The organism is Wohlfahrtiimonas sp. G9077, assembly GCF_002252155.1.
Classification (GTDB): domain Bacteria; phylum Pseudomonadota; class Gammaproteobacteria; order Cardiobacteriales; family Wohlfahrtiimonadaceae; genus Wohlfahrtiimonas.
The window spans coordinates 36,826-63,157 of the sequence record NZ_NEFD01000004.1; the positions used below are offsets into that span (position 1 = coordinate 36,826).

Consider the following 26,332-nt stretch of genomic DNA (forward strand, 5'->3'; position numbering starts at 1 on the left):
GCCCCGGTAGCTCAGCAGGATAGAGCGTTCCCCTCCTAAGGGAAAGGTCACATGTTCGAATCATGTTCGGGGCGAAAGTTTTCATAAGCCATTGACTACACAAATTTTCAATTAAAGAGTAAAATGACTCCTCTTTGGCTTTTAGGAAATTATCCATGGATAAGCAGCTCGCCGTTATTTTCAAAATAATGGGAATGTTAATGATGGGTTTTAGTTTTACCTTTTTGATTCCGGTGGGAATCTCCTTTATCTACTCAGACGATCAAGCGCGCTATTTTCTCGCCGCTTTTGTCAGCACTTTCTTGCTCGGTGGGCTCTTATGGCTCCCGTATCGTAAGAGCAATTACGAGCTCAAAACACGACATGGATTCATCATAGTGGCGCTCTTCTGGAGCGTTTTAAGTTTGATTTGTGCCGTGCCAATCTATCTCTCAAAAGAACTCAACATCTCTTTTGTCCATGCCTTTTTTGAAGCGACCTCAGGCTTTACCACGACGGGTGCAACGGTGCTTGAGCATCTTGAAACTTTGCCAAAATCCATTTTATGGTACAGAACGCAACTGCACTTTTTTGGGGGCATGGGGATCATCATCTTAGCTGTAGCCATCATGCCGCTTTTAGGCATGGGCGGCATGGCGCTCTTTAAGGCAGAAGTGCCAGGACCCATGAAAGAGGAGAAGCTTACGCCAAGGATTGCACAAACCGCTCGCAATTTATGGTTTGTGTACATTGCGCTCATGGCAGCATGTATCCTGAGTTATTATGTGGCGGGCATGAGTTTATTTGATGCCATCACGCATGGTTTTTCCACAGTGGCCACGGCGGGTTTTGCCAACTATGATGACAGTTTTGGCTACTTTCAAAGTGAGCTCATCAACTGGATTGCCATCTTTTTTATGTTCATGGGCGGAATCAACTTCACGCTCCATTTTTTAGTCTTTCGTGAAAAGAGCATCAAACGTTATTTTCAAAACTTTGAGCTTCGCACCTTTTTCTTTGTCACATTAGGTGCTTCTGTTGTGGTGGCGTTGACGTTGCACTATTTTTCAGTGTTTGAAGGCTGGTATGATGCGTTTGTCAATGCATTTTTCACTGTGATCGCGATGATTACAACCACAGGATTTTTGATCAATCCCTTCAGCGATTGGCCCACATATTTGCCATTATTATTGATCTTCTTATCCTTTATGGGCGCATGTGCCGGCTCCACCACAGGTGGGATTAAGATGATTCGCATCATTTTATTGTGTAAACAAGCCCACAGCGAGATCAAACATCTCATTCATCCACGGGCAGAGCTGCCAGTGCGTGTGGATGGTAAAGTGATTCCCGTCTCCATTTTAGCGAGCATCTGGGCATTTGTGGTGCTCTATGGTTTATCCACGGCCGTTTTAACTTTGGTGATGATTGGTTGCGGCTTAACGCCATTAGATGCATTCTCCGCGGTGGCGGGTTGTTTAAACATTACAGGTCCTGCCTTGGGATCGATTGCTAATAACTACTCTTCCATCAGTGATGTGGGTTTATCTGTCTTAAGTTTTACGATGTTGTTAGGGCGATTAGAGATCTTCACCATCTTTGTATTATTGACGCCAAGCTTCTGGCGCAGTTAGTTGTGCACAAAGTTATCAACAGCATCTGTTTGATGGTTTTTAGGTGAGGATAACGATTAAATCAATCACTTAACTTTAAGTTAATCCATTGATTTTATTGGATAAATTATTTGTGTTTAATCTTTAGGCGTTCGCTTGACTCACTGATGATAGGCGGCGTTTGAGTGCCTCTCCACAAGATATGCACATAATTATCCACAGGCTATGTGGATAGATTGCGGATAACACAATGCCCGAGGTCATCGGGCACTGTTTTCATTCCATGAAAGATTGAAGCTTGACTATTTTTTCAAGAAATTATCTTTGAGCATATTCACAAAATCTTTGCCTTGCCCACCTAAAATGGCTTTCGCGCCATACAGCGCCATATTGGTGTAGTTTTCTGGTTCTGTGTGTGGTGGCCAGAGCAGTTCTAAACGACTGGTGTGTACATCTAAGATGGCAGGACCATCGTGCTCAAGGAAGGCTTTGACAGCATCTTCAAGCTCATGAGAACCTTTGACGCTATAGCCTTGCATGCCCACAGCATCGGCGAGTTTTGCAAAGTCAGGATTGTGTAGATCCGTATAGCTATTGACGATGCCTTCGGCTTTCATCTCAAGTTCCACAAAATCAAGGGCACCATTGTTTAAAATGGCGATTTTGATGGGAAGTTTTTCTTGCACAATGGTGAGCAAATCGCCCATCAACATGGTTAAACCACCATCACCAGATAAGGAGATCACTTGACGATTCGGGAATGCTTTTTGTAAGCCAATGGCTTGTGGCATTGCGTTCGCCATGGTGCCATGCTTCATAGACAGCATGGTGCGGCGCTGACCATTGGTGTGGAAATGGCGTAAAATCCAAGCCATCGCAGAGCCACAATCGCCGGCAATGAGGCAATCATCTGTGGCATATTTGCTCAGAAGCTCCACGAGATATTGCGGATGAATGAGATCTTCACTGCCAGCCACGGCTTTTTTATTGAGCTCAGCGGTGCATTTTTTGTGCATCTCCGTATAAGTGTCTAAAAACTCCGTGTTTACTTTTGTATTCAGATGCGGCAATAGGGCGCGAACCGTATCAATCGTATTGCCAATCACGCCCATCGTAATCGGATGACGTAAGCCAAGTTGCTGTGGGTTAATGTCCACTTGAATGATTTTTGCATCCTTCGGGTAAAATTGTGACCAAGCAAAGTCTGCGCCTAAAATGAGCAATGTGTCACAATGTTCCATCATGCGATAGCCGGATTCCACACCGAGCATGCCCGTCATGCCAACATTATAAGGATTGTCCCATTCCACAAAATCTTTCGCGCGTGATGTGTGTGCCATCGGTGCTTTGAGCTTTTCACAGAGGGCGATGATTTCATCATGGGCGCCTTCACAGCCAGCCCCTGCATAAATGCCTACGCGTTTACCGCTGTTGAGGATCTCTGCCATGGCCATCAATTCGCTCTCTTGTGGATGAATCACGGGCTTTTTCGGTTGATAGGTTTGGAGAACCGGCGCATCTTCCACTTCCATGGCACTGATGTCTGACGGCAAAATCACCACCGCAACGCCGCGCTGTGTTAACGCCGCTTGGCAAGCGCTCATGACGATGCGTTTAGCAGATGCTGCATCATTGACCTGTTCACAAAAGACAGAACAGGTGCGATAAATCGGCATGTAATCCACTTCTTGTGGAAAATTGGTTTGTAGGACATTGGTGGGCAATTGACTGGCAATCAACACAACGGGCGAACCATTTCTATGGCTTTCAAACAAGCCATTGATGAAGTGTAAAGAACCCGGGCCACATGAACCTGCGCACGCTGTTAATGTATCACTCATATACGCTTCAGCACCGGCTGCAAAAGCGCCAGCCTCTTCATGGCGCATGTGCACCCATTCGATGTCTGTGTGATGACGCATCGCATCCGTCACTTGATTGAGCGTATCGCCGACAACGCCATAACAACGTTTGACGCCAAAATTTTCTAAAGCTTCCACCACAATGCGGGCCACTTTCTTTTTAGACATGGTCACTCCTAACTTGTTATTCAATTATATTTGTTATAAAAAAATAGCGGTCTGAACGGCCGCTATGGATGAAACTCAATTTATTTTGATGCGTTCATCTTTTTCACAAGATAGAGCACAATCGAGGTAATGATCAATGCAACAACGCCAATGCCGATGATTTGAAATGGATACGGTGAAAAGTTCGGCAATTCGAAAATGGCATCCACCACGATGGCAAGCACCATCATAATGACCGGCACAATCACATACACCGATCCACCAATGTTGCGTAAGATCCATGCCAATGCCGCAGCAATGACCAAATAAGCAGGGTTCAAGATGGTTACAACAATGTCAACAATATTATTTTCCATGAGTTTTATCTCCTATTTATAATGTATCTTTTTCACCATTCTAACACTTTCTAAACATTAATTAATGATTAATTAATCTTTTTGTGGCTTGTTTGACCAAATACTTTATCGTGTATTTCTTTCACAAGTTGCATTGACTCTACCAATTCCGGTGGTTTTTGCAAGGTTTCTTGATCCGATAAACGGGCATAATGCTGAATTTTTCGGATGGATCGATATGTATCACGCAGTACCATTGCTTCCCATGAACTCAAGCGCCCAAGGGCTTCAAGGGCAGCGAGTTGACGAATATTATCGGTAAAACGCACCAATAAAGGTTCATGATATGCGTGAGAGAGCACCAAATATTGCACCAAAAATTCAATGTCGATCATGCCGCCTTTGCCATATTTTAAGTTACGGGCAAGGTCAGATTGTTTAGCGGCAAACTGTTTATCAAGCTTTTGACGCATTTTGATGATCTCTTGCTTTAAATGCGGGATTGAGCGTTGGCGCGTTAAAATCTCTTTGCGAAATTGGTTAAAGGCATTGCTTAATGTTTGGCTGCCTGTGATGGGGCGCGCACGAATGAGGGCTTGATGTTCCCAAATCCATGCATCATTGGCTTGATAGTTTTTAAAGCGCTCAAAACTTGACACAAGTAACCCAGAATCGCCACAAGGACGAAGGCGCATATCCACTTCATATAAGCGCCCAGATGCTGTTTGTGCCGTCAAATAATGAATGATCTTTTGTGCCAATTTCACGAAAAAGTCACTGTTAAAAATGGGATGCGCGCCATCGGTCATTTGATCTTCTACGGCATCGTGCAAAAAGATGATGTCTAAATCTGATTGATAACCGAGCTCTAAGCCACCTAATTTCCCATAAGCCACAATGATGAAATCAGGGCGACCATTTTTATGACGAAGGGAAGTGGGCTGCCCATGTTTTTGGCTGAGTTCGCTCCATGCTAAACGCAAAATCTTATTGAGGAGCGTATCGGCAAGTTCAGAGAGATAATCACTGACGATCATGAGTGGCATTTTGCCGGAAAAGTCCGCCATGGCGATTTTTAGCACGGTTTTATGCAAGAAATCACGCAGCAGGTTCAGGCGTTGCTCTTCTGTGGTTTTAGGCTGCTCAAGGGCGGTATTGAGGGCTTTGCTGAGTTTACGGTGATTAAAGGGTTTTGCATCCTCCATACTCACCATGAGCTCATCAAAGAGTTTTGGAAAACGGGCAAGGTAACGACTTAAAAAGGTGCTGTGGCAACACAGATCTAATACATGAATTAAGGCTGAATTGTACTCATGCAGCCATTCGATGAAGCGTGGCTCACGGGCGATGCTTGCTAAAATGTCCAAAAATAGATTCAGCGTGTGCGCGCCATGTTGCTGCTTTGTTTCAAGATAATGAAATGCGTGGAGTAAAATAAATGTAATGGACTTTTGTGTCTCTAAATCTGCTTTTAAAAAGGTCTCTTTTTGAAACGCCCACAATAAATAAGATTTTTGCTCGCTCTCGCGGGAATTTTGTAGATCAAACCATTTTTTAAAATCAATTGCCTCTTGCGGCTCGCGTAGTAATTTTAATAATGAGGTGAAGTTATTGTCACTCTCTTGCACCGTGACGGCGCCAAAGATGTTTTCAAACTCTTCATGCACTATGCTTTGGTGATACATCAAAGTTTTGGTGAAATTCTCCCATGAAGCAATGTTGAGCCCATGAATGAGGCGCGCTTGTTCAGCAGGCGTGCTTGGCAAAGTGTGCGTTTGTTCATCGTGCACCATCTGTAAGCGATTTTCGATGAGGCGATAGAAGATGTAAGCATTCTTAAGCGCACTCACCGTTTCAGGGGAGAGATAGCGCGTGCTGATCACATCAAATGCTTGCATGATCTCTGTGGTTTGTAGTTGTGTTTGTTTACCGCCATGAATGAGCTGAAAGACTTGGGCGATGAATTCAATTTCACGAATGCCGCCATCGCCAAGTTTAATGTTGTGGTGATTGTCTTTCAAAATCACCTCTTTTTGGATCATGTCTTTGATGTTTTTAAGGGCATCCACCAATTCATAATCAATGGTTTTACGGTAAATGAAGGGATGAATCTCTTTTAAAAAGTGTTCACCTTCTGCAATGTTACCCGCGACAACGCGCGCTTTAATGAGGGCGTAGCGTTCCCAATCGCGACCATATTGAAAATAATAGCTCACCATCGCTTGGGTGGAAAGGGCAATCGGTCCGCTGCTGCCAAAGGGACGAAGGCGCAAATCCACGCGATAGACAAAGCCATCTTCTGTAGTGGTGTGCAGTAAATGAATAAAGCGGCGTGCCACTTTATGGAAAAAATGGGCATCATCACCGGCATAACCAAAAATGAGGTCAATGTCCGAGGAGAAGTTGAGTTCAAAGCCACCCATTTTTCCCATGCCGATGATATAAGGCAAGATGGGTTGTCCTTGTGAATCTTTTGGCGCCTCGCTGTTTTTGGTGGTGAATTGGTAGGCCAAATTGAGGGCTTGCTGGCAAAAGAAATCGGCAATCTGCGTAATGTCACGATTAATGGTGAGCACATCATTGATTTGATTGATGTCGCGATAAGCCATTTTCAGTAGCAATTGATTGCGTAGGGTGCGAAGCTGTGGCAAAGCTTCTGCCTCTGAGTTTGCCGTAATGGTTAAAGAGGAGAAATCAAGGGGCGCATCCCATTGTTGGTTTAAAAAATCAGTCAAATAGCGCTCAGGGCGATTGAGGATCAAGCGACTGGCCCAAGGTGAGGACTCAAGCAAACGATTGAGGGCTAAAAAGGCAGGGTGCGTCGCCACGGTGTGATAGAGCTGTGGATGGCGTTCTTCAAACTGTAACCAATAATTTAACATGGGCAGAGGTCTCAATGAATAAAGCAAAGCCCTTCATGGAAGGGCTTCATTGCGTTTAGAATTTACGTTCAATGGCGTATTTTGCAAGGCCGATCAATGCCTCTTTATAAGGTGAATCGGCAATCGGTGCAATGGCCGCAATGGCCATGTCCACTTGCTCGCACGCTTTTTGATATGTGTAAGCGAGCGATTGTGTGCGCTCAATGATCTGTAAAATGGCAGACAATTGACTCACATCGGCATTGAGCAGGGCATTGCGTACCAATTCTGCTTCCTCTTGTGTGCCTACTTCAATGGCACGAATGAGCGGCAGCGTGGGTTTGCCTTCTGCTAAGTCATCGCCTGTGTTTTTACCCATCTCTTCGGCAGTTGAGGTGTAATCTAAAATGTCATCGATGAGCTGGAATGCGGTGCCAACATATTTGCCATATTCACGAAACGCGGCCACTTGGGATTCTGGTTGACCTGAGGTTTCATAAGCCATCACGCCTGCGATTTCTGCGGCTGCCTCAAAGAGTTTGGCGGTTTTTGAATAGATCACATTAAAGTAATTGGCTTCTGTGATATTGGGCTCTTTGATGTTTAAAAGCTGCAACACTTCACCTTCTGCAATGCGGTTGGTGGCTTCGGCTAAAATGCGCATCACACGCATGGAATCTAAATTCACCATCATTTGGAAGGCACGCGTGTATAAGAAATCGCCCACCAAAACGCTGGCTTCATTGCCCCAAATGGCATTGGCAGTCTCTTTGCCGCGGCGCATGTCTGAGTGATCCACCACATCATCATGCAATAAAGTTGCCGTATGGATGAACTCAATCAGCGCGGCCGCTGAAATGTGTTTATCGCCGGTGTATTGTGCAGCTTTGGCACACAACACGGTAATCATCGGGCGTAAGCGCTTACCGCCAGATAAAATGATATATGCGCCAAGTTCGTTGATTAAGGCCACATCCGAGGATAACGCCGTCATAATGGCTTCATTGACTTGGTTAAAATCGTCGGCAATCAACGCTTGAATATTTTTGATAGACATTCTCGCCCCTGTTTCTCTTTTTACTATGAATTAAGGTATTATAAGGCCTGTTCCATAAAAAGTATTCATATAAGAGATAATTTGTGATTCTTCAGCAATCTGTGACAAAGCTTCCCGGTGTTGGGCCGAAGATGGCGAAGACCTTAGAGAAGCTCCACATTTATACGATTCAGGACATGATTTTTCATCTGCCGCATCGTTATCAAAACCGCACGCGCCTATTGCCGATTGCGGCTTTGCATGTTGGTGATACCGCCGTTGTGGAAGTGAGTGTGGTGAAAAAAGAGGTGTCACAAGGGCGCAAAAAGTATCTGACGGTTTGGGTGAAAGATGATACCGGCATCATGCAGTTTAAGTTTTTTAATTTTAATCATGGTTTATTTAAAATATTGGATGAAAACTTGCTGATTCGTGCATTTGGCGAGGTGAAAAAGGGTTATCCTTATTTAGAAATGGTTCATCCTGAGTTTCGGGCATTGCATGAATCAATCCCTGTGGAAGAACGTTTAACGCCCATTTATCCATTGACGGCCGGCATCAATCAAAAACAGATGCGCAGCATGATCACATCCGCATTGGCATTGACAACGCCAGAATCATTCCCAAGTTTTATCTCCAAGCAATATTCATTGTCAGAGGCGATTCATTATCTGCACAATCCGCCGCCGGATGCCGATTTGCAGCAATTGTCTGATGGTGCGCATCCTTGGCAAAAGGCTTTGGCGTTAGAAGAGGTGCTTGCCTATCAATTGGCGCTTGGGCGTGCACGTGTTTCTGAGACGCATAAAAGTGCCATTGCCATTGCGCTGAATTTATCTGCGGAAAAAGCGTTGCTGCAAAGCTTGCCGTATCAATTGACGAATGCGCAGCACCGCGTGATTGCGGAGATCAAAGAAGACATGATGCAACACAATCCGATGATGCGCCTTGTACAAGGTGATGTGGGTGCCGGGAAAACCATCGTGGCGACTGTGGCACTTTTACATGTGGCGATGATGAAGCAGCAAGCGATTATGATTGCCCCGACAGAATTACTGGCAGAGCAGCACTATTTAACCATTGATAAGCTGTTGTCACCTTTGGGCATTCGCGTGACTTTCTTATCCGGCGGTTTGACGGCCAAAGAAAAACGCATCCGCTCTGAAGCAATCGCGACGGGCGAGGTGCAAATCATTGTGGGCACGCATGCAACATTTCAAGAGAGCGTTGAATATGCATCGCTTGCCCTTGTGATTGTCGATGAGCAGCATCGCTTTGGCGTGGCGCAGCGCCTTGCCTTGCAAGAGAAAAATCCACATCATCAACCGCATTTTTTGATGATGACGGCAACGCCCATTCCGCGCACATTGGCCATGATTGCGTATGCGGATTTAAAGCATTCGATCATTGATGAGAAGCCTGCCAATCGCATTGCGATCACCACAACGCTTGTGAACCATCAAAAGCGTGATCAGCTGATTGCGCGTTTAGCCCTACAATGCGCAAAAGGCGTGCAAGCATATTGGGTGTGCACATTGATTGAGGCCAATGAAACATTATCGGCACAAGCGGCGGAAGAGACGCACCAAACGTTGGCCATGATGATGCCAAATGTGCGCATTGGTTTGCTGCATGGCAAGATGAAGCCTAAAGAGAAAGAGGCCATCATGTTGGCCTTTAAGCGCCATGAGCTCGATGTTTTAGTGGCCACTACAGTGATTGAAGTGGGCGTGGATGTGCCAAATGCCACCATCATGGTGATCGAAAATGCAGAGCGGCTAGGGCTCTTTCAGCTCCATCAATTGCGTGGGCGCGTTGGGCGCGGCAGCCAAGCATCCTATTGTTTATTGATGTATGAGCCGCCTTTATCAGCGGTGGCGCAAGAGCGTTTACAAATCTTACAGAACACTGAAGATGGTTTTGTGATTGCAGAAAAAGATTTAGAAATTCGTGGCACAGGCGAGATCATCGGCACTAAGCAAACAGGCGAGGTGACGTTTAAAGTGGCCAATCTATTGGCGCATCGTGACATCATTGATCGTGCGCAGCAGATGGTGCCTAAGCTCATTGGCAATGATATGATCGTCAATGGTTTGATTCAGCGTTGGCTCAGCCATCGCACACAATTTATCAGTGTATAAGGATAATATGAAAGCATTGGCAATGATGGGCGCTTTGTTCCTTTTGACGGGATGCGCCACAACACATGAGGCAAAGGTTGACAGTGATTTGGGTGCAATCACCTTGCCAGATGGCACAACGTATGTCGGCGATCTCGTCAATGGCGTGCCAGAAGGTTATGGCACGTTAAAAACGACTGAAGGCACTTATACAGGCGCCATTAAGCAAGGCAAAGCTCATGGCTTTGGTCAAACCGTGACCAATGATGGTGCAGTTTATGAAGGTGAACACAGACATGGTGAATTTCATGGCCGCGGCAAACTCACCTTGAGCGATGGTTCATTTTTCATCGGCCAGATGCGCCACAACAAAGTGGGCAAAGGCACGATGTTTTTAAATGATGGTCGGGCAGTGGATCTACGCTGATCACTCAGCCCAGAGCAATTCACCTTGTCCCATAAAGGTGTTTTGCCCGCCGATCCAAATATCATCTTCGACAACTTTTAGATATAAGATATTTTCACGCCCCATTTTGTAACCTTGACGAATGCGCATGGGTTGCGACTGTGTGCCTTTGAGCAGTTGTAAACCGCCTAAATTGGCAGCCGCTGATCCTGTGCCGCTGTCTTCCCCGATCACGCCATTTTTCAGGTAGAAGTAGCGCGCATACACATCATTGTTAGTGCTACACCAAGCATAAATCATGGTGCGTCCTTCATAGAGCGTGGCGTGTTCAGCAAATAATGCGGGATTGATCATTATGGCATCCACCGCTTCTGGTGAAGCTAATTCAACCAACAACTGCTCGCTGCCGGTATTGACCCAAACGGGCAGGGAGAGAATGTTCTGTTCTGTTAATCCCAACATTTGTGCTGTTGCTGCCGTTGTGGTGAGCGTGCTTGGGCGCATGGTGGGCGCAAGGGGCGCTTTGATCCAATAAATGTGTTTGTGGCGATCAATCTCAACGGGTACATTGCCTGAGGCTGTTTTTACATGGTCAAAGGTGGGATTCGGTTGCAATTTCTCTAAAATTTTCAGGGCACCAATGATGGGGTGTCCTGCAAAAGGTAGGGCTTGCATGGGCGTAAAAATGGAGAGCTCAGGTTCAGTTGAGTCCACATGTTCAATGAAGATGGTTTCTGATTGGTTCATCATTGCGGCGATTTTTTGCATCGACGATGGATTTAAGGGGTCATCAAGCACAAATACGGGCAAAGGATTGCCTTTGTCTTGTTCTGTGGTAAAGACATTGATCCAAAAATAGGTGAGTGTCTTCATGTGCACTCCTTATGGCAAAAATGAAGGGTTCTAGTAGATTTACCACATTTTTGCATGGCGCACAAAAAAAGGCAGCAAAGCTGCCTTTTGATGCATACAATCATTTGATTAATTATGGCGTGCCACGATTAATTTTTTGATTTCCGCAATCGCTTTTGCAGGGTTTAAGCCCTTAGGACACGTTTTTGTACAGTTCATGATGGTGTGACAACGGTACAATTTGAACGGATCTTCTAATTCCGCTAAACGTTCACCTTTGTATTCATCACGAGAATCCATAATGAAGCGATACGCTTGTAACAATACTGCAGGACCTAAGTATTTGTCAGAGTTCCACCAGTAGCTTGGGCAAGAGGTTGAACAGCTTGCACACAAGATACATTCGTATGAACCATCGAGTTTGCGGCGCTCTTCAATGGATTGCAAACGCTCACGTGGAGGATTTGGCGTATCCGCTTGTAACCAAGGTTGAATGGATGCGTGCTGTGCATAGAAGTGCGTTAAATCTGGCACTAAGTCTTTCACCACAGGCATGTGCGGCAAAGGCGCGATGCGCACTTCATCTGTGCCAATGGATTCAATGGCTTTTGTACATGCAAGTGTATTGGTGCCATCAATGTTCATCGCACATGAACCACAAACGCCTTCACGGCATGAACGGCGCAATGTCAATGTTGGATCGATTTCGTTTTTGATTTTCAATAACGCATCGAGCACCATTGGCCCACATTCATCCATATTGACTTCATATTTATCAAAACGTGGATTTTCACCTGTATCAGGGTTCCAACGATAGATTTTAAAGACGCGCTTATTTTTCGCGCCTTCTGCTTTAAAATATTGTCCGTTTTCTTTGACAATAGAATTTGCAGGTAATTTAAACTCAGCCATAACCGATTCCTTTAGTATGTTCTTTCTTTAGGTGGGATATACTCGATATCATCCGTAAGAGTGTAAGTGTGCACAGGACGATAATCGATTTTGATCTCGCCAGTTGCATCATCTAACCACGCTAAAGTATGCTTCATCCACTCTTCATCGTTACGATTCGGGAAGTCTTCACGAGCATGTGCACCGCGAGATTCTTTACGATTGTAAGCAGAAGCCACAGTGGTCATCGCATTGGCTAAAAGGTTGGATAACTCTAAAGTTTCCACTAAGTCAGAGTTCCAAATTAAGCTGCGGTCATGCACTTTGATCTCTTTGAAGTCATTGAATGCTTCAGTGATGGCAGTCACACCATCTTTCAATGTCTCTTCCATACGGAATACAGAAACGTCCGCTTGCATTGCGCGCTGCATTTTATCACGCAATTGCGCCGTTGGAATGGAACCATTGGCATGACGGATGCTGTCAAAGCGATCTAAAATGGCAATGATTTTATCTTCAGGCAAATCTTTTTGTGTCGCATTTGGCTTTAAGATTTCCGCTGCGCGGTTTGCAGCTGCACGGCCAAAGACCACTAAGTCAAGCAAGGAGTTAGAACCTAAACGGTTCGCACCATGCACGGACACACACGCCGCTTCACCGATCGCCATCAAGCCTGGCACCACGTGATCTGGGTTGCCATCTTTTAATGTCACAACTTCAGCATGATAGTTTGTTGGAATACCACCCATGTTGTAGTGAACCGTTGGGATGATTGGGATGGGTTCTTTGGTCACATCAACGTTTGCAAAGATTTTCGCGCTTTCTGCGATGCTTGGTAAGCGCTCGTTGATCACTTCAGGACCTAAGTGCATTAAGTTCAAATACACGTGATCTTTTTTAGGACCAACGCCGCGGCCTTCGCGGATTTCTAATAAGATTGAGCGGGAGACAACGTCACGAGAGGCAAGATCTTTTGCGTTCGGTGCATAGCGCTCCATGAAGCGTTCGCCGTTTGAGTTGGTTAAGTAACCACCTTCACCGCGTACACCTTCAGTGATTAAGCAGCCTGCGCCGTAGATGCCTGTTGGGTGGAATTGAACAAATTCCATATCCTGTAAAGGCACACCTGCACGCGCTGCCATACCACCGCCATCACCTGTACACGTATGAGCAGAAGTTGCAGAGAAGTAAGCGCGACCATAACCACCTGTGGCCAATACCACCATTTGGGCACGGAATACGTGGATGGTACCATCGGCTAAGTTCCAAGCGATCACACCGCGACATTCATCATTTTCCATGATCAAGTCGAGGGCAAAGTATTCGATGTAGAATTCAGCGTGATGTTTCAAAGATTGTTGATATAAAGTGTGCAACATCGCGTGACCTGTACGGTCAGCTGCGGCACATGTACGTTGAGCTTGTGCTTCACCGTAATGAGTTGTCATACCGCCGAAAGGACGCTGATAGATTTTACCTTCTTTCGTGCGAGAGAATGGCAAACCATAGTGTTCTAATTCTAGGATCGATGGGATGGCTTCACGACACATGTATTCGATGGCATCTTGGTCACCTAACCAGTCAGAACCTTTAACAGTGTCATACATGTGCCAGCGCCAATCATCTTCACCCATGTTACCTAAAGCTGCAGATACACCGCCTTGTGCGGCAACTGTGTGAGAGCGCGTTGGGAATACTTTTGTCACACATGCTGTTTTAAAGCCTTTTTCCGCCATACCCAATGTCGCACGCAAACCTGCACCGCCTGCGCCCACTACTACAACATCATATACATGTTCGGTGATGTTATAGTCTTTATATTTTTTCAAATTCATGTGATTCCTCTAACTATTAACGATATTTGTTATCTTCTTGAACGCAATTTAGATGAAAATGTTCAATGCCACTTTCAATACAGCGATCACCAACACTAACCAAACGAGGGTTAAGAGGGTTTTGACAAGATAAATATAAAAGACGCGTTTTGTCGTTTGATGGACATAGTCTTCAATGATGGTCTGAATACCGTGGGCAGCATGATAGATGCTCACAGAAATAAACGTTAAGAGCAATGTTGTGTGAAGGGGTTTTGAGATCCAGATGATCACATCACGGATGTCAGATTTGAGTAGAAATGCCATAGAGAAGGCAAACCACACAAATAACACTGCTAAAATGACAGAGGAAACTTTCTGTAATAACCACTCTTTTGAGCCAGAGTGAGCTGAGCCTAAACCTTTAACGCGGCCAAGCGGTGTACGATAATTCATGATTGTCTCCTATTATGCACAAATGCCTACGCCAAGAATCGCAACGGTTACGATAACGCTTGCGATGATGACCCAACGACCTGATTTTTGAGCCTCTTCATTGCTGATGCCGATGCCAGCATCCCAAAAAAGGTGACGAATACCATTACAGAAATGGTAAACCGTAGAAGCAACACCGATGGCTAAAAGCGGGAAGAATGCATAATGTGTCAATAGAGATTGAATGCCAACTGCCAATTTTAAATTAAACGGAATGGCAATGATCCATGCACAAATCACAAGTACTACAACTAAAGAAGCGATACCTGTTAAGCGATGCAAGAAACTCATGACTGAGGTTTGTTGAAATTTGTAGCCTGAACCTAGCATGAAAGGTGATAAAGGCCGTTGATGCTTTTCCATACGACTCCTTGGTAAGACTTTGGTGGTAAAAATATTATGAAAACAAATTGCTTATTCTACGCCCGAAAGCGCGGTGTAACAAACAAAAACACAGATCATTTTAATGAACTTCCCACTTTTCCTCAACTGCATTCTGATCTGCTTCGCTGAATCTTGACCGATTGGGCAAACGGCGGAAAATATGGATTACATTTTGATTACATTTTCAATGATCAGTGAGCGTGATAACCATCGGCATTAAAACAGAAATGCGCTGAGCATTCTCACGAGAATCAAGGCTAAAAATATCGCGAAAATTTGACGAATGCGGGGCACCGGCAATTTATAGCTCAATTTCACACCGATCGATGCTGTGAGTAAACTCACAATTGCGATTCCAAAAAAGGCGGGTAAATAGACAAAGCCTAAGGAATATTCTGGTAAATGTGGATGATCCCAGCCGGTATAAATGTAGCTCACTGCGCCAAAAAAGGCCAATATTACGCCTAAAGTTGAAGAGGTTGCGATCGCGCGGCGCATCTCATAACCTAAATAAGTGAGCAGTGGTACAGCAATTGCACCGCCTGCAATGCCAATGAAGCTCGCTAAAAAACCGATCAATAAACCTAAGCCTAAAAATAAAATCATGGAATGATTAGGGGCAGGGCGATTGTCATCGGTTTTCTTTTTAGGTGCGAGCATCGAATAGATGGTGTAAACCAAGAAAAAGCAAAAAACGATTTGTAAAAATGTGTTTGATAAGCGGCTGACCACTAAACTGCCCAGCACAACACCGATGGCGGCACCGAGCCCTAAATAGGGCACTTTGTCCCATAAGATTGAACCGCGTTTATTGTGTGACCAAGCCGAAGCGGCTGATGATACAATGATGATGGCAAACGATGTGCCAAGGGCGATTTTCATGATGATGGATGGATCCATCTGTTGTTGTTCTGCAAAATAACTCATGATGGGCACGATGATTGAACCGCCACCCACACCCAATAAACCCGCAATGACGCCCACAAATGCGCCAATGCACATAAAAATTAAAAATATCCCCATGCTGAAAACTCCTCCTCGTCATGGATCATAGCATGGAAAAATGCTAAGGTAAGACTTTTGTATGGGTCCACCATTGTGAAGAGTTATCAAGACCTGATCACCGCTGCTGAGGCGGCTTTGGCGCATTTAGATCATCCGAAATTTGAGGCGCAATCTCTGCTTGCTTTTGTTTTAAAATGCAATCGTAGTCGCATCATTGCTTTTCCGGAAAAAATGGCTTGTGAAGAAGAAGTCACAGCTTTTTTAACATTGATTCATGCGCGGGCAAAAGGTGTGCCTTTTGCGTATTTAACTGGTGAAAAAGAGTTTTATGATTTAACGCTTAAAGTGACGCCGGCAACATTAATTCCCCGTGGAGACACAGAACTGTTGGTGGAAACGGCGTTATCGAAAATGCCAATTGATCAAAATTGCCGCGTGATTGACATGGGCACAGGCAGCGGGGCGATTGCGTTGACCCTTAAAAAACATCGCCCAAACGCCACTGTATGGGCTGTAGATCAATCAGAAGAGGCGTTAGCGGTGGCCATTGACAATGGTCAACATCTAAATTTAGATGTGACATTTATCCACAGCAATTGGTTTGATCAAGTACCGAATGAGCCCTTTGATGTGATTGTTTCAAATCCACCTTATATTGATGGCATTGATGCCCATTTAGAGGGCGATGGCGTCAAATTTGAACCGCGCTCAGCGTTGGTGGCAGAGGATGAAGGCTATGCGGATTTAGATCATCTGATGATTGCCGCTTTGCCGCGCTTAACATCACAAGGTTATTTGATGATGGAGCATGGCTTTGAACAAGGGGCGCGCTTACGTGAAAAAATGGTGGCCGCCGGTTACCACAATGTGGTGACATTAAAAGATTTAAGTGGCAATGATCGCATTACTCTTGGGCAAAAGGGGTAGGCGATAAAAAAAGCAGCCAATGGGCTGCTTTTTGCATTCATTAATTCAATTTTGCTTGAATGTCATCATTCCATAAGTGAATCCAATGGCTGTAACGGCGATGCACAGATTGACCTTTCTGTTTTAAGCCGGCACTTTTTAACAATTTAAAGTCATAGTGGCCGCGGCCATAGCGGACTTCTGTCACTGCATAACGACCTTTACCGATGTCTTGTTTAGCAATGATGGCATCTTTGGTCACTGTTTGAATTTGCCATTTACGTGCTTTACCTGTTGTGATGATGGCATCACGGATTTGGGCAGGCGTATATGTTGATGCCACTTCGCTGTGACGATTGTAATCAGATACGCGATTTGTCGTTGTACATGCTGTAATGAAAAAAAGTGTGGCAATGAGGGTGAGAATTTTTTTCATAAATGATCCTTGTATGATCTAGTTGATTGATAATCCAAGCTAATTATAAAGTTCTTTTAAAAACAAGGGAAGTATTGATGCCACCAAAGGCAAAATTATTGCTCTGTACAAACTCTGTGGCAATCGTGCGGCCTTCACCTTGAATGTAATCTAAGTCACCGCACAATGGGTCCGGCGTTGAGAGGTTTAAGGTCGGATGAAACCACTCTTGATTCATCATCTCAATGGCCACCCAAGCTTCTAATGCACCACAAGCACCCAATGTGTGCCCAACGTAGCTTTTGAAGGAAGAAATGGGCGTACTCGATTGATGCACATTGAACGTGGCTTGGGTTTCTGCAATGTCGCCTTTTGTGGTTGCTGTGCCATGCGCAGAGATATAACCGATGTCAGCAGCTGTAATGGCGGCATGATTTAAGGCTTTGGCAATACAGATTTCCATGGTCTCTTTGTTCGGTTCAGTGACATGTGAGGCATCACAATTGGTGGCAAAGCCCACAACTTCTGCATAAATGGTGGCACCACGGGCTTTGGCATGTTCATACTCTTCTAAAATCAGTGTGCCAGCGCCTTCACCAATCACGAGGCCATCGCGCATTGCATCAAAGGGTTTAGGCGTCAATTGTGGTATGTCATTATGTGTGCTTGTGGCATATAAAACATCAAACACCGCCACTTCAGAAGGGCAGAGTTCTTCAGCGCCACCAGCCACCATGATGGTTTGTTGACCCATAGCGATGGCTTCATATGCATAACCAATGGCCTGACTGCCGGATGTGCAGGCCGAAGAGGTGGGGATCACGCGGCCACGTAATCCAAAAAATAGGCCAACATTCACAGCAGCGGTGTGTGGCATCATTTTGACATAGGTTGTTGCATTGATGTTATAGACGGAGTGCTCTGTAATGAGCTTGCCAAGCTCCGCCACAGCGGCGGTGCCACCGGTTGATGAGCCATATGCAATGCCACATTCACCACTTGTTAAAATGGGATCATCCAATAAGCCTGCCATTGCCAGTGCGTGTTCTGTCGCGGCGGTGGCTAACAGTGAAACACGGCTCATGCTGCGAATCTTTTTGCGCGGATAATGTTCAGGTTGCGTGAAATTTGTGATGGGGGCGGCAATTTTTGCATGTAAACCTTGGAACATCTCCCATTGTGGCATGTAGCGGGTGGTGTTTTCATAGCGCTGTAAGCCTTGATTGATCTCTGCCCAAGATTGCCCAAGGGCACTGATGCCGCCCATACCTGTCACCACAACTCGTCTCATAGCATGCCTCCATTGACAGAGATCACTTGTCGCGTTAAATACGCAGCATCATCACTCATTAAGTAGGCGGCTAAACTGGCAATCTCTTCAGGTTTGCCAAAGCGTTGCATGGGCACCAATTTTAATGCCTCTTCTGTAAATTCTGCGGTCATGTCTGTGTCAATGATGCCAGGCGCTATACAATTGACGGTGATTTTTCGGCTGGCCAATTCGACTGCTAGGGCTTTTGTGGCACCGATGACGCCGGCTTTAGCTGCGCTATAGTTGACTTGTCCACGGTTGCCTATGATGCCAGAAACAGACGATAACGTAATGATGCGTCCGCCTTTGCGTAAGCGGATCATGGGCATGATGCAAGGATGAATGACATTAAAAAAGCTGTCTAAATTTGTGTGAATGACGCTGTTCCAATCATCATTAGACAAGGCAGGAAATGCGCCATCACGAATGATGCCAGCATTGTTGATGATGCCATAAAAAGCCCCATGTTCTTTAATATAGCGCTCTAAAATGGCGCGAGTGCCCGTTTGATCACTGATGTCAAACTGTAATAATTCACCGCTGCCGCCTTGTGCGGTGATGCGATCAAGGCATGCTTGTGCCGCAGCTTGACGACTGAAATAATGAAGCACAATGTGATAACCATCGTGTGCAAGACGTTCGGCAATCGCGCGGCCTAAACCACCGCTTGCCCCCGTCACTAATACTTTACGCATAGAGACTCGCTTAATTATTGATTTTAATTAGAAAATTGTGTTAATTGTTGTGTGCTTGCTTCATAGGCCACAATATTGGCAGATGCCACAATTGCACCATTGAGGGAAAGCTCACATTTAAAATTACTGAGGACTTCATCAAAGAGCACCATGTCCGAACGCACAATCAAATGATCATTGCGGGCAGCGTAATCAACATCAGTGACAAAGTTACGAATGCCCAATAGTAAGGCAATCGCTGGGGATCGTGCCACTTTTTCAAGACGCAAACCATTCCAAACGCCCACTGTTTGCGCCATGATTTCCACAAAAAACCAGGCAGGTAAGCCATCGACGGTTAAAAATGGGGCAAGGACGCCATCGTCTGTGACAGTGACTTCACAACGAGTGAAGTCATCGGCGCAATCGACCACTTGATCCAATAAAATCATGGGAGCTTTATGTGGTAAATAGTGTTCAATGGACTGATACATGAGATGATTTTCCAATGATTAAACTTGTATTGTTGCCACCAAAGGCAAAGGAATTTGAAAGAATGATGGGAGATGTGATCATGTAGTGCTCGGTGATGACATGGATGGGCATCAATCTCTCATCAAACGGATTGTCAGGCGAAAAAGATTGAATGGGCAGCGGGAGATCATGTTGCAAAATCAGTGCTGATAAACCAAGCTCTGTGATGCCTGCGGCACCTAATGTGTGTCCTGTCAGTGCTTTTGTGGAGCTGCATGGCACTTGATCATGAAAAATGGCATGCACTGCCTTTGCTTCTGCGGAGTCATTGAGGGCGGTGCCGGTGCCATGCAAATTAATGTAACCAATTTCTGATGGCGATAAATTAGCATGTGCCAATGCTCGCATCATAGCGGACTGTGCACCTTTGCCTTCAGGATGAGGCGCTGAGATGTGATGCGCATCTGAGGAATGACCGTAACCGAGCAACGCAAGGGGCGCTTCTTTTTTTGAAAGAATCATTAAACCTGAAGCTTCTCCGATGCTGATGCCGCTACGATGTTGACTCAAAGGCATGCAAGGCGTCATGGATAAGGCACCTAATGCATGAAAGCCATTGATGGACAATTGACACAAAGAGTCTGTGCCACCGACAATGGCGGCATCAATGATGCCGGCCTCAATGAGGGCAGCACCACTGCTGATGGCTTTTGCACTGGAGGAACATGCCGTGGATACGGTATAACAAGGTCCTGTAATCCCAAGATAAGCAGCTAAAAAGTCACTTGGATCCGAAAACATTTGTTGTTGATAATTAAAGTGAGGATCGTGCTCGCCGGTGGCTAAATGATGGGCAAGGGCACGCTCTCCTTCAGCAATGCCGGAGGTGCTTGTGCCCATGATGATGCCAATGCGATCAGTAGGATAGTTTGCCAATAGCGCCGCCACTTCTTTTTCAATCTGCATGAATGCAGCCAATGTCAATTGATTGTTGCGTGAGTTATGCTGCATTAACGGAGGGGCAATGGTGGGTAAAGCACCGGTAATTTTTCCAAGGTATGTGGGTGAGTGATCAAGCAGCATCGATGCATCTTGCACCAAGCCGGATTGATTCTCTTTTAAAGCCTGAACAATGCTTGCATTATTCATGCCAAGACCATTGACGAGGCCAAGGGCGTTGATGTAAATCATGCAGTTGCTCCCATCATTGAATGTTTTTAAGCGTTAAGGTGTAGTTTAGCACCTCATTGTGAATTTGTATGGGCACTTTTTGATGCCCTTTTTGTGCATATTGGATGGTCAAAATGGTTTTTTGATCCTCATTAACCAATGTGCGCGTTAAACCCTCATCCTGAATGCGAATGGTGCTTGGTAAATGTCCTTGCCATGCTTTGGCATCATAATGGGCCAACATGATGTTGGCTAAAATTTCAGGCATATTTGGCAAAGGAATGTTGGGGAGATATTGTTCGGTTGTGATGGCGTGTCCATCATAAACGGTTTTAAACACACGAATGCCCACAGGTGTTAACGCCATGAGGGTTAAGGTATTGTCCTTGATCGTCATCATCGCCATAAAGGAGAGTTCATGTCCACGAACAGATGTGGTGATGAGTTCTTGAGTGCTCAATGGCGCGTGTAACTTTGGTGCAGGCAGCTGACCGATCAACCGTTGTGTTAAGTGAAATTCTGTGGGTGCAAGTTGCGGTTTGTTGGCGCAAGCGCTGAGCATCATCACCAATAAGCCTGTGTATAGCCATTTCATCATCATAACTCCGAAGGGGCACGCGCACGTGCTAAAGGGGCAAGCAGCAAAGCGGTGGCAATGCCGAGCAATAAAATCAGTCCAAAACTCGAGATGGCATTGGTTTGGCTCAATGCCAATAAACCAAAGGTAAGCTCAGAAATGAGGGCCGCCAATATTAAAGTGATCAATAAGATAGGTGCAGGATTTTTGCTACTGAAAAACAGCACATAATCAATGCTGATGCCAAGGACGAGGATCAATGCCATCACACCAAAAAGATTGAGTGTGATGCCAAACCAACCAAAAATGCCAAGGGGCAGCGCGATGGCAAGCAATAAAACAATGCTACTGATCATGCCATTTTTTATGCCTTTTAAGCACACTAATGCAATCATCACAATCATCCAAGCGGTACCAAGTAGCCACTGCATGGTATGGCGATATTGGCCAAAAAGTGTGGATAAATCGCCCTTACGATCCACCCAATGAAGATTATCGTGTTGCGCAATGGCTGCTTCAATTGCTGTGGCATCTTTCATATTAATAAGGGGCACAATGACCGCACTGTCGCCACTGGGGAAGGTTTGAATGAGTAAATTCCATCCTTCACTCAAGGGTGTTTGTTGCCATTCCGATAGGTTCATGGGCTGATCAGGCAGTGAGATGTCATCCACTTCAATGCCAAGACTTGTATATTGTGCCGTCAATTGCGGTAACGTCTCTTTGAGTAAGGTTAGACGTGCATTTTGTTCGGCATTCGATGCAAATGGCAGCTGTTGATAGCCTTCGATCCAGTCACGTTGTACCCAGTTGTCAAATGTGGGTGTGAAGGCTTCTAAAGCATGGATCAATGCATCGGGTGATTGGGCTGTCAGCATCACTACGCGTTGATCCATGTTTTGTTTGAGCAACTGCCCAATGGCATGTTGTTCGGTGACTAAATCTTGTGGCAATGCTTGAAGAGCACCGATGTCATCATTGATTTTAAGCTGCCAAATGCCTGTGCCCGCTATGATCAGTAAAAAGAGCGGAACGCCAATGCGAAGGCGTGATTGCGTTTGCCAAGCGTTTGTATAAGCGGTGATGGTGCTCAATAAACGCGGCGCTGTACGGGATGGCAATGGGCGCGTTAATGGAAACCAAGCCACAATGGTGATAAAGACAGCGAGTAATCCTGTAATCGTAAACATGGCCAGTTGCGCTAATCCTGCAAATGGTGCAAACAGGAGCACCACATAGGCGAGCACAGTGCTGATCAAAGCACCCATCAATGGTGAAAAAATGGCGCGGATGGTGTTCAGCCCAGATGTGTTGGGCAGTAAACTTCTAAAGGTGAGAAACAACAGTGTGTAATCGATGGCAACGCCAATGATACTCGTGCTCATCACTAAGGTGATGAGGTGAATTTCACGGTCAATGAGGAGCACCATCGTTAAGCCAAACATACTGCCAAGCATTAAAGTGAAGAGCGTTAAGCCAATGGCGCGCCATGAGCGGAAAAATAGATAAAAGACTACGATGATGCCGATCAAAGAGGCCAATCCAATGGTTGTGATGTCATGTTCAGCCAATTTCGCTGCATGATTACCATAAAAGAGCGCGCCGCTTTGTAAAATTGTGGTCGCTTTAAAATTTTGTAACACGCGTGTTTTGGCCTCAGTGATGGCATTTGCAATGGGTTGTCGTTGCAACATGCCGCTGGCATCATCTGCCACTTCTGCGCGAATGAGAAACCAGGTTTGATCAGGTGTCGCAATCGTGATCCAACCATTGGTGATGGAAAATTGTTGGTGCTGCTGCATTTGATTGAGGACAAACGCACGGGTGAGCAACAGCGGATCATGTTTGATCTCTGCGATTGAGACGCCAGAAAAGGGTGAATACAGTTGTGACAAAATCCACGGTAAGTAACTGTGATTCGCCATTTTCTCAAAAAGAGTTTGTGGCATCAGCATCGGAGCGCGTTGAATGGCATCGTGCCAAGCATGTAAATCTTCGGGTGATTTTTGCGCTTGAATGTGCGTGATGTGCTCAATGTTGCTTAAATCATCCACAAATTGAGTGGCAGCCGCCTCGCCCATTTCTGGCGTGGGGGCAGCAATCATCCACACCAATTGTCGATCAAGGGTGTTGAGATAACCGTCAACGAGGGCGGGATTGTATTGCGCGGTGCTCTCTTTTGGTAATAAATCAAAAAGATTACTGTTGATGCGGCTGTTAGCAATGAGCCATGACAATAGTATCAGCGTCATGCAAACGATGACTGCCCAGAGTTTAGCAAAGGTTTGAATGGATTTAGGGGTTAAAATATTTCGCATCAAAATCACTTAAGGCATCGGCAGTTTTGTGATGCGTAAAATAGAGGTGTGTGACATCATTTTGTTGATCTTTGAGCGCCACTTCACGAATGAATTGATCATGCACCAAGGTGATGGATCGAAAAATTTGGTTAAATGGCGCCGTTTTTGGTGTCAATACAAATGTTTGCAGCCCCTTTTTTTCAGTGCGTTCTGTGACGGTGAAATATTGCTCAATCACCCTTGGATCCATAGTAAAGAGTGCCGAAAGAAGCTGATTGAATTGAAAGAGCATGGGATTGTTTTTTGCGGTGATGACCTCTTTTTTGCCATGCTCAATTTGCTGCACCATCTGTTTGGGTGTAAAGAGAATGCTCAGCATAAAAGGGGTTTGTTGCTGCCAATAGAGTCCGTGCTTTTCAGCGATGATCATTTGACCGCTTGAAATGATCGGTTGTGGTAAACCTTCAATGGTGCGCACTTGCTTAAAATCTGCAGATAAAACAGGAAATGCCGTGGGCAATGTGGGCATTGCCAAAGCTTGCATGCATAAAGATGTGAGTGCAATTAGGATGATTGAGAGAGATTTAAACATTGTTGCACACCTCTAATGAGTTCAGGGGGAGATTGAAATTCTAATTCACGACTGTGACGATTCACGCTCACTTGTGTTGTATAGCCTTCGGTGAGCTTTTGTCCATCTCTTTGATCTGTGATTTGGTAATGAATTTTGAGACGGTTTTCATACTCCATCAACATGGCGGTAATGATGATGGCTTGCTCATGGACAAGTGGTTTAATGTACTTTACATGGCTTTCCACAATCGGGAAGATGTGATCACTGTTGGCCATGGTTTGGTAGCCATAGTTCAAGTGGATCATTAAAGCTTCACGGGCTTTTTCAAAATATTTTAGATAATTGCCATGCCAAACGATGCCAAGGGGATCTAAATCATAAAATGGCACCACATAATGCACTGAGTGTTCAACGAGGGGTTGTGGACGCTTCATGTGTTGCTCCTTCGATGGGTTGCCAGAAAGGGTAAAAATTAAACCATTGTAATGGCGCTTGCAAACAGTAATGGGTTAGATGATCCACATATTCTTGCATCATGCTGATCATCGCTTGTGTGCGCTCACTGCGGGTCACTGTGGGTACATGTAAGGCATGCAGATGAATGTGATAATGTTTGCCCTTTTTTAAGCCCACCATAAAATATGTGGGAGCTTTGAGCAACATGGCCAATACAAAAGGGCCTGTGGGAAAGGCCGCAGCCTTACCCAAAAAGTTAAGATTGTGGGCATGATGTCCACGATGATGATGGGCAGCTGGTAAACGATCGGCTAAAATCGCCACATAATCGCCGCGATCTAAGGCAGATTTTAAAAAGATCATGGTTTCTGGCGTAATGTCAGCGATGGAAACCAAATTGATTTGTGATTGAGGGTTTAACTCCGTCAGCACTTGATTAAAACCAGCGGTTTGTTCCACTTGCATCAATACATGAATGGTTTGAGTGGTTTGCATTTCTGCCAGCGCACGGCATACTTCAATATTGCCTAAATGACTGCCCATGATGAGCATGCCTTCGCGGTGATTGAGAATATCGCGACTCTCTTGACTGAGCACCACATCTTTGAGTTCGATTTTGCCGCACCAACAGAGCAATTTATCCAACAATGCTTGTCCAAAACTCATAAAATGGGCAAGGGAATGGCACTTTGGCACATTCATTTGATGGGCGTTTGCATAATGACGAAGCACTGATAAATATTCGATTGATGCACGGCGAGCTGTTTTGCCAAAGAGCCAATAGAGCATCATCACCGGCCATAAAATGACGGTGAAAAAGCCGCGCCCAAGGGCGCGCTCAATCCATAATAAAATGCGAATGCCAAGCAGTGCACCTTTCATTTCAGGTTGTTCGTGCCAATCATGGGACTTAGCCATGGAATTTTCTCCGAATCAAACAGGGCAAGCGTTTGAGCATGCCAAAGACTAAACGGGTGTGCATCCATGAGATCAGAACATTGTCTTTCAACATGCGAAAGTGCGAGATGCCATGTTCAGGATAGATCACGCGCGTTTGAATGAAAATCATGGGCACATGTTGCCAATACAGGCGCACTAAAATCTCAGTGTCAAAATCCATGTGCACCCCAATTTGTGAGGTTTCGATCACATACAGTGTCATGCCCACAGGATAGATGCGAAAACCGCACATGCTATCTTTGATGTCAAATGACAGCGTTTCCACCCAAACCCAAAAATGAGTAATGTAACGGGCATATAAGCGGCCTTTTGGAATGGAATCATCATAGATGGGTTGCCCTGAGATCACAGCAGCAGGCTCTGCTTGGGAACGGGCGAGAAATTTTGGCACATCAGACAATTGATGCTGACCATCGCTGTCAATTTGAATGGCATGGGTAAATCCCAATTGATCGGCAACCTCAAGCCCTGTGATCATCGCTTGCCCTTTGCCTTGATTATGTGTGTGATGATGTAAATGAATGCCATATTCATCTGCAATGGCTTGGAGGCGCGCTGTGTTTTCAGCATCTGAACCATCATTCACCACAATGATGGGGAGATTAAATGCGATTAAATCTGGCATCAATGGCAATAATGCGGATGCGTGGTTATAACAGGGAATCACAAAACAAGATTGATGCGTGCTCATGG

Annotated in this window: 25 protein-coding genes and 1 tRNA gene; 5 read left to right on the plus strand and 21 right to left on the minus strand. The window is 45.3% G+C overall.

What is annotated here, in order from left to right; translation table 11 throughout:
• Positions 1-74 (plus strand) — tRNA-Arg (locus B9T20_RS06380).
• Between the two features lie 126 nt (positions 75-200).
• The gene (locus B9T20_RS06385; protein WP_094490297.1) at positions 201-1,613 is read left to right on the plus strand and encodes a TrkH family potassium uptake protein; all 1,413 of its coding nucleotides are present in this window, start codon (positions 201-203) and stop codon (positions 1,611-1,613) included.
• A gap of 281 nt (positions 1,614-1,894) precedes the next feature.
• Here the strand turns inward: B9T20_RS06385 and B9T20_RS06390 are convergent, their stop codons facing one another.
• The 4 genes from B9T20_RS06390 to ispB all read right to left on the minus strand — a co-directional run bounded on the left by B9T20_RS06390 (position 1,895) and on the right by ispB (position 7,875).
• Positions 1,895-3,622, minus strand: a complete 1,728-nt coding sequence (locus tag B9T20_RS06390) for a thiamine pyrophosphate-dependent enzyme (protein WP_094490298.1) — start codon at positions 3,620-3,622, stop codon at positions 1,895-1,897.
• 80 nt (positions 3,623-3,702) lie between these two features.
• Positions 3,703-3,978, minus strand: a complete 276-nt coding sequence (locus tag B9T20_RS06395; protein WP_094490299.1) for a hypothetical protein — start codon at positions 3,976-3,978, stop codon at positions 3,703-3,705.
• Positions 3,979-4,046: 68 nt separating this feature from the next.
• Positions 4,047-6,839: a bifunctional [glutamate--ammonia ligase]-adenylyl-L-tyrosine phosphorylase/[glutamate--ammonia-ligase] adenylyltransferase gene (gene glnE, locus B9T20_RS06400; protein ID WP_094490300.1), complete on the minus strand. Its 2,793-nt coding sequence runs from the start codon at positions 6,837-6,839 to the stop codon at positions 4,047-4,049.
• A gap of 55 nt (positions 6,840-6,894) precedes the next feature.
• Positions 6,895-7,875: an octaprenyl diphosphate synthase gene (gene ispB, locus B9T20_RS06405; protein WP_094490301.1), complete on the minus strand. Its 981-nt coding sequence runs from the start codon at positions 7,873-7,875 to the stop codon at positions 6,895-6,897.
• An 83-nt stretch (positions 7,876-7,958) separates the two neighbouring features.
• Here ispB and recG point away from each other — a divergent pair, with 83 nt between their 5' ends.
• Together recG and B9T20_RS06415 are read left to right on the plus strand one after the other, a co-directional pair.
• Positions 7,959-9,995, plus strand: coding sequence for an ATP-dependent DNA helicase RecG (gene recG, locus B9T20_RS06410; protein WP_094490302.1), 2,037 nt, complete (start codon positions 7,959-7,961; stop codon positions 9,993-9,995).
• A 7-nt stretch (positions 9,996-10,002) separates the two neighbouring features.
• The gene (locus tag B9T20_RS06415; protein WP_094490303.1) at positions 10,003-10,401 is read left to right on the plus strand and encodes a phosphatidylinositol kinase; all 399 of its coding nucleotides are present in this window, start codon (positions 10,003-10,005) and stop codon (positions 10,399-10,401) included.
• Here B9T20_RS06415 and B9T20_RS06420 read toward each other — a convergent pair whose 3' ends face one another.
• The 6 genes from B9T20_RS06420 to B9T20_RS06445 form a co-directional block, all read right to left on the minus strand.
• Positions 10,402-11,253, minus strand: coding sequence for a PhzF family phenazine biosynthesis protein (locus tag B9T20_RS06420; protein ID WP_094490304.1), 852 nt, complete (start codon positions 11,251-11,253; stop codon positions 10,402-10,404).
• Positions 11,254-11,361: 108 nt separating this feature from the next.
• Positions 11,362-12,144: a succinate dehydrogenase iron-sulfur subunit gene (locus tag B9T20_RS06425; RefSeq protein ID WP_018122539.1), complete on the minus strand. Its 783-nt coding sequence runs from the start codon at positions 12,142-12,144 to the stop codon at positions 11,362-11,364.
• Between the two features lie 11 nt (positions 12,145-12,155).
• Positions 12,156-13,958 (minus strand): succinate dehydrogenase flavoprotein subunit, encoded by a 1,803-nt coding sequence (sdhA, locus tag B9T20_RS06430; RefSeq protein ID WP_008315868.1) that lies wholly within the window; start codon positions 13,956-13,958, stop codon positions 12,156-12,158.
• Between the two features lie 48 nt (positions 13,959-14,006).
• Entirely contained in the window at positions 14,007-14,393 is a 387-nt protein-coding gene (sdhD, locus tag B9T20_RS06435) for a succinate dehydrogenase, hydrophobic membrane anchor protein (protein ID WP_094490305.1), read from the minus strand.
• Positions 14,394-14,405: 12 nt separating this feature from the next.
• The gene (sdhC, locus tag B9T20_RS06440; protein WP_094490306.1) at positions 14,406-14,795 is read right to left on the minus strand and encodes a succinate dehydrogenase, cytochrome b556 subunit; all 390 of its coding nucleotides are present in this window, start codon (positions 14,793-14,795) and stop codon (positions 14,406-14,408) included.
• Positions 14,796-15,032: 237 nt separating this feature from the next.
• On the minus strand, positions 15,033-15,839 hold the full coding sequence (locus B9T20_RS06445) for a sulfite exporter TauE/SafE family protein (RefSeq protein ID WP_094490307.1): 807 nt from the start codon (positions 15,837-15,839) through the stop codon (positions 15,033-15,035).
• A gap of 75 nt (positions 15,840-15,914) precedes the next feature.
• Between B9T20_RS06445 and prmC the strand changes: the two genes are divergently transcribed.
• The gene (gene prmC / locus B9T20_RS06450) at positions 15,915-16,748 is read left to right on the plus strand and encodes a peptide chain release factor N(5)-glutamine methyltransferase (protein ID WP_233491623.1); all 834 of its coding nucleotides are present in this window, start codon (positions 15,915-15,917) and stop codon (positions 16,746-16,748) included.
• Positions 16,749-16,788: 40 nt separating this feature from the next.
• Here prmC and B9T20_RS06455 read toward each other — a convergent pair whose 3' ends face one another.
• Genes B9T20_RS06455 through B9T20_RS06505 form a run of 11 tightly spaced genes read right to left on the minus strand, consistent with a single transcriptional unit; the run spans position 16,789 to position 26,330 of the window.
• Positions 16,789-17,163: a hypothetical protein gene (locus tag B9T20_RS06455; protein WP_094490309.1), complete on the minus strand. Its 375-nt coding sequence runs from the start codon at positions 17,161-17,163 to the stop codon at positions 16,789-16,791.
• Positions 17,164-17,206: 43 nt separating this feature from the next.
• Complete coding sequence (locus tag B9T20_RS06460; protein ID WP_094490310.1) at positions 17,207-18,433, minus strand: beta-ketoacyl-ACP synthase; 1,227 nt, start codon at positions 18,431-18,433, stop codon at positions 17,207-17,209.
• The gene (locus tag B9T20_RS06465) at positions 18,430-19,149 is read right to left on the minus strand and encodes a 3-ketoacyl-ACP reductase FabG2 (protein WP_094490311.1); all 720 of its coding nucleotides are present in this window, start codon (positions 19,147-19,149) and stop codon (positions 18,430-18,432) included. Before B9T20_RS06465 ends, B9T20_RS06460 begins: the two co-directional genes overlap by 4 nt.
• Positions 19,150-19,172: 23 nt before the next feature.
• Positions 19,173-19,622, minus strand: a complete 450-nt coding sequence (locus B9T20_RS06470; RefSeq protein ID WP_094490312.1) for a hypothetical protein — start codon at positions 19,620-19,622, stop codon at positions 19,173-19,175.
• Positions 19,606-20,793, minus strand: a complete 1,188-nt coding sequence (locus B9T20_RS06475) for a beta-ketoacyl-[acyl-carrier-protein] synthase family protein (protein WP_094490313.1) — start codon at positions 20,791-20,793, stop codon at positions 19,606-19,608. Before B9T20_RS06475 ends, B9T20_RS06470 begins: the two co-directional genes overlap by 17 nt.
• A gap of 13 nt (positions 20,794-20,806) precedes the next feature.
• Positions 20,807-21,370: a DUF3261 domain-containing protein gene (locus B9T20_RS06480; RefSeq protein WP_158520529.1), complete on the minus strand. Its 564-nt coding sequence runs from the start codon at positions 21,368-21,370 to the stop codon at positions 20,807-20,809.
• Positions 21,370-23,667 carry an MMPL family transporter gene (locus tag B9T20_RS06485; protein ID WP_094490315.1) on the minus strand — a complete coding sequence of 766 codons (2,298 nt, stop codon included), beginning with the start codon at positions 23,665-23,667 and terminating at the stop codon, positions 21,370-21,372. Before B9T20_RS06485 ends, B9T20_RS06480 begins: the two co-directional genes overlap by 1 nt.
• Positions 23,645-24,241 (minus strand): outer membrane lipoprotein carrier protein LolA, encoded by a 597-nt coding sequence (locus tag B9T20_RS06490; protein WP_094490316.1) that lies wholly within the window; start codon positions 24,239-24,241, stop codon positions 23,645-23,647. Before B9T20_RS06490 ends, B9T20_RS06485 begins: the two co-directional genes overlap by 23 nt.
• Positions 24,214-24,657, minus strand: coding sequence for a thioesterase family protein (locus B9T20_RS06495; RefSeq protein ID WP_094490317.1), 444 nt, complete (start codon positions 24,655-24,657; stop codon positions 24,214-24,216). The genes B9T20_RS06490 and B9T20_RS06495 overlap by 28 nt, the downstream gene beginning before the upstream one ends.
• The gene (locus B9T20_RS06500; protein WP_094490318.1) at positions 24,632-25,597 is read right to left on the minus strand and encodes a hypothetical protein; all 966 of its coding nucleotides are present in this window, start codon (positions 25,595-25,597) and stop codon (positions 24,632-24,634) included. The genes B9T20_RS06495 and B9T20_RS06500 overlap by 26 nt, the downstream gene beginning before the upstream one ends.
• Positions 25,590-26,330, minus strand: a complete 741-nt coding sequence (locus tag B9T20_RS06505) for a glycosyltransferase family 2 protein (RefSeq protein ID WP_094490319.1) — start codon at positions 26,328-26,330, stop codon at positions 25,590-25,592. Before B9T20_RS06505 ends, B9T20_RS06500 begins: the two co-directional genes overlap by 8 nt.
• Positions 26,331-26,332: the final 2 nt, after the last annotated feature.

Bases quoted from the DNA above. Each gene is read 5' to 3' on its own strand.
- glnE (WP_094490300.1), bottom strand. From the start codon at position 6,839: ATGTTAAATTATTGGTTACAGTTTGAAGAACGCCATCCACAGCTCTAT.
- B9T20_RS06390 (WP_094490298.1), bottom strand. From the start codon at position 3,622: ATGTCTAAAAAGAAAGTGGCCCGCATTGTGGTGGAAGCTTTAGAAAAT.
- sdhD (WP_094490305.1), bottom strand. From the start codon at position 14,393: ATGAATTATCGTACACCGCTTGGCCGCGTTAAAGGTTTAGGCTCAGCT.
- B9T20_RS06505 (WP_094490319.1), bottom strand. From the start codon at position 26,330: ATGAGCACGCATCAATCTTGTTTTGTGATTCCCTGTTATAACCACGCA.
- B9T20_RS06490 (WP_094490316.1), bottom strand. From the start codon at position 24,241: ATGTTTAAATCTCTCTCAATCATCCTAATTGCACTCACATCTTTATGC.
- sdhC (WP_094490306.1), bottom strand. From the start codon at position 14,795: ATGGAAAAGCATCAACGGCCTTTATCACCTTTCATGCTAGGTTCAGGC.
- B9T20_RS06495 (WP_094490317.1), bottom strand. From the start codon at position 24,657: ATGAAGCGTCCACAACCCCTCGTTGAACACTCAGTGCATTATGTGGTG.
- B9T20_RS06500 (WP_094490318.1), bottom strand. From the start codon at position 25,597: ATGGCTAAGTCCCATGATTGGCACGAACAACCTGAAATGAAAGGTGCA.
- B9T20_RS06485 (WP_094490315.1), bottom strand. From the start codon at position 23,667: ATGCGAAATATTTTAACCCCTAAATCCATTCAAACCTTTGCTAAACTC.
- B9T20_RS06395 (WP_094490299.1), bottom strand. From the start codon at position 3,978: ATGGAAAATAATATTGTTGACATTGTTGTAACCATCTTGAACCCTGCT.
- B9T20_RS06445 (WP_094490307.1), bottom strand. From the start codon at position 15,839: ATGGGGATATTTTTAATTTTTATGTGCATTGGCGCATTTGTGGGCGTC.
- B9T20_RS06475 (WP_094490313.1), bottom strand. From the start codon at position 20,793: ATGATTTACATCAACGCCCTTGGCCTCGTCAATGGTCTTGGCATGAAT.
- B9T20_RS06425 (WP_018122539.1), bottom strand. From the start codon at position 12,144: ATGGCTGAGTTTAAATTACCTGCAAATTCTATTGTCAAAGAAAACGGA.
- B9T20_RS06455 (WP_094490309.1), bottom strand. From the start codon at position 17,163: ATGAAAAAAATTCTCACCCTCATTGCCACACTTTTTTTCATTACAGCA.
- B9T20_RS06465 (WP_094490311.1), bottom strand. From the start codon at position 19,149: ATGCGTAAAGTATTAGTGACGGGGGCAAGCGGTGGTTTAGGCCGCGCG.
- B9T20_RS06415 (WP_094490303.1), top strand. From the start codon at position 10,003: ATGAAAGCATTGGCAATGATGGGCGCTTTGTTCCTTTTGACGGGATGC.
- B9T20_RS06460 (WP_094490310.1), bottom strand. From the start codon at position 18,433: ATGAGACGAGTTGTGGTGACAGGTATGGGCGGCATCAGTGCCCTTGGG.
- B9T20_RS06470 (WP_094490312.1), bottom strand. From the start codon at position 19,622: ATGTATCAGTCCATTGAACACTATTTACCACATAAAGCTCCCATGATT.
- sdhA (WP_008315868.1), bottom strand. From the start codon at position 13,958: ATGAATTTGAAAAAATATAAAGACTATAACATCACCGAACATGTATAT.
- B9T20_RS06385 (WP_094490297.1), top strand. From the start codon at position 201: ATGATGGGTTTTAGTTTTACCTTTTTGATTCCGGTGGGAATCTCCTTT.
- B9T20_RS06420 (WP_094490304.1), bottom strand. From the start codon at position 11,253: ATGAAGACACTCACCTATTTTTGGATCAATGTCTTTACCACAGAACAA.
- ispB (WP_094490301.1), bottom strand. From the start codon at position 7,875: ATGTCTATCAAAAATATTCAAGCGTTGATTGCCGACGATTTTAACCAA.
- B9T20_RS06480 (WP_158520529.1), bottom strand. From the start codon at position 21,370: ATGATGAAATGGCTATACACAGGCTTATTGGTGATGATGCTCAGCGCT.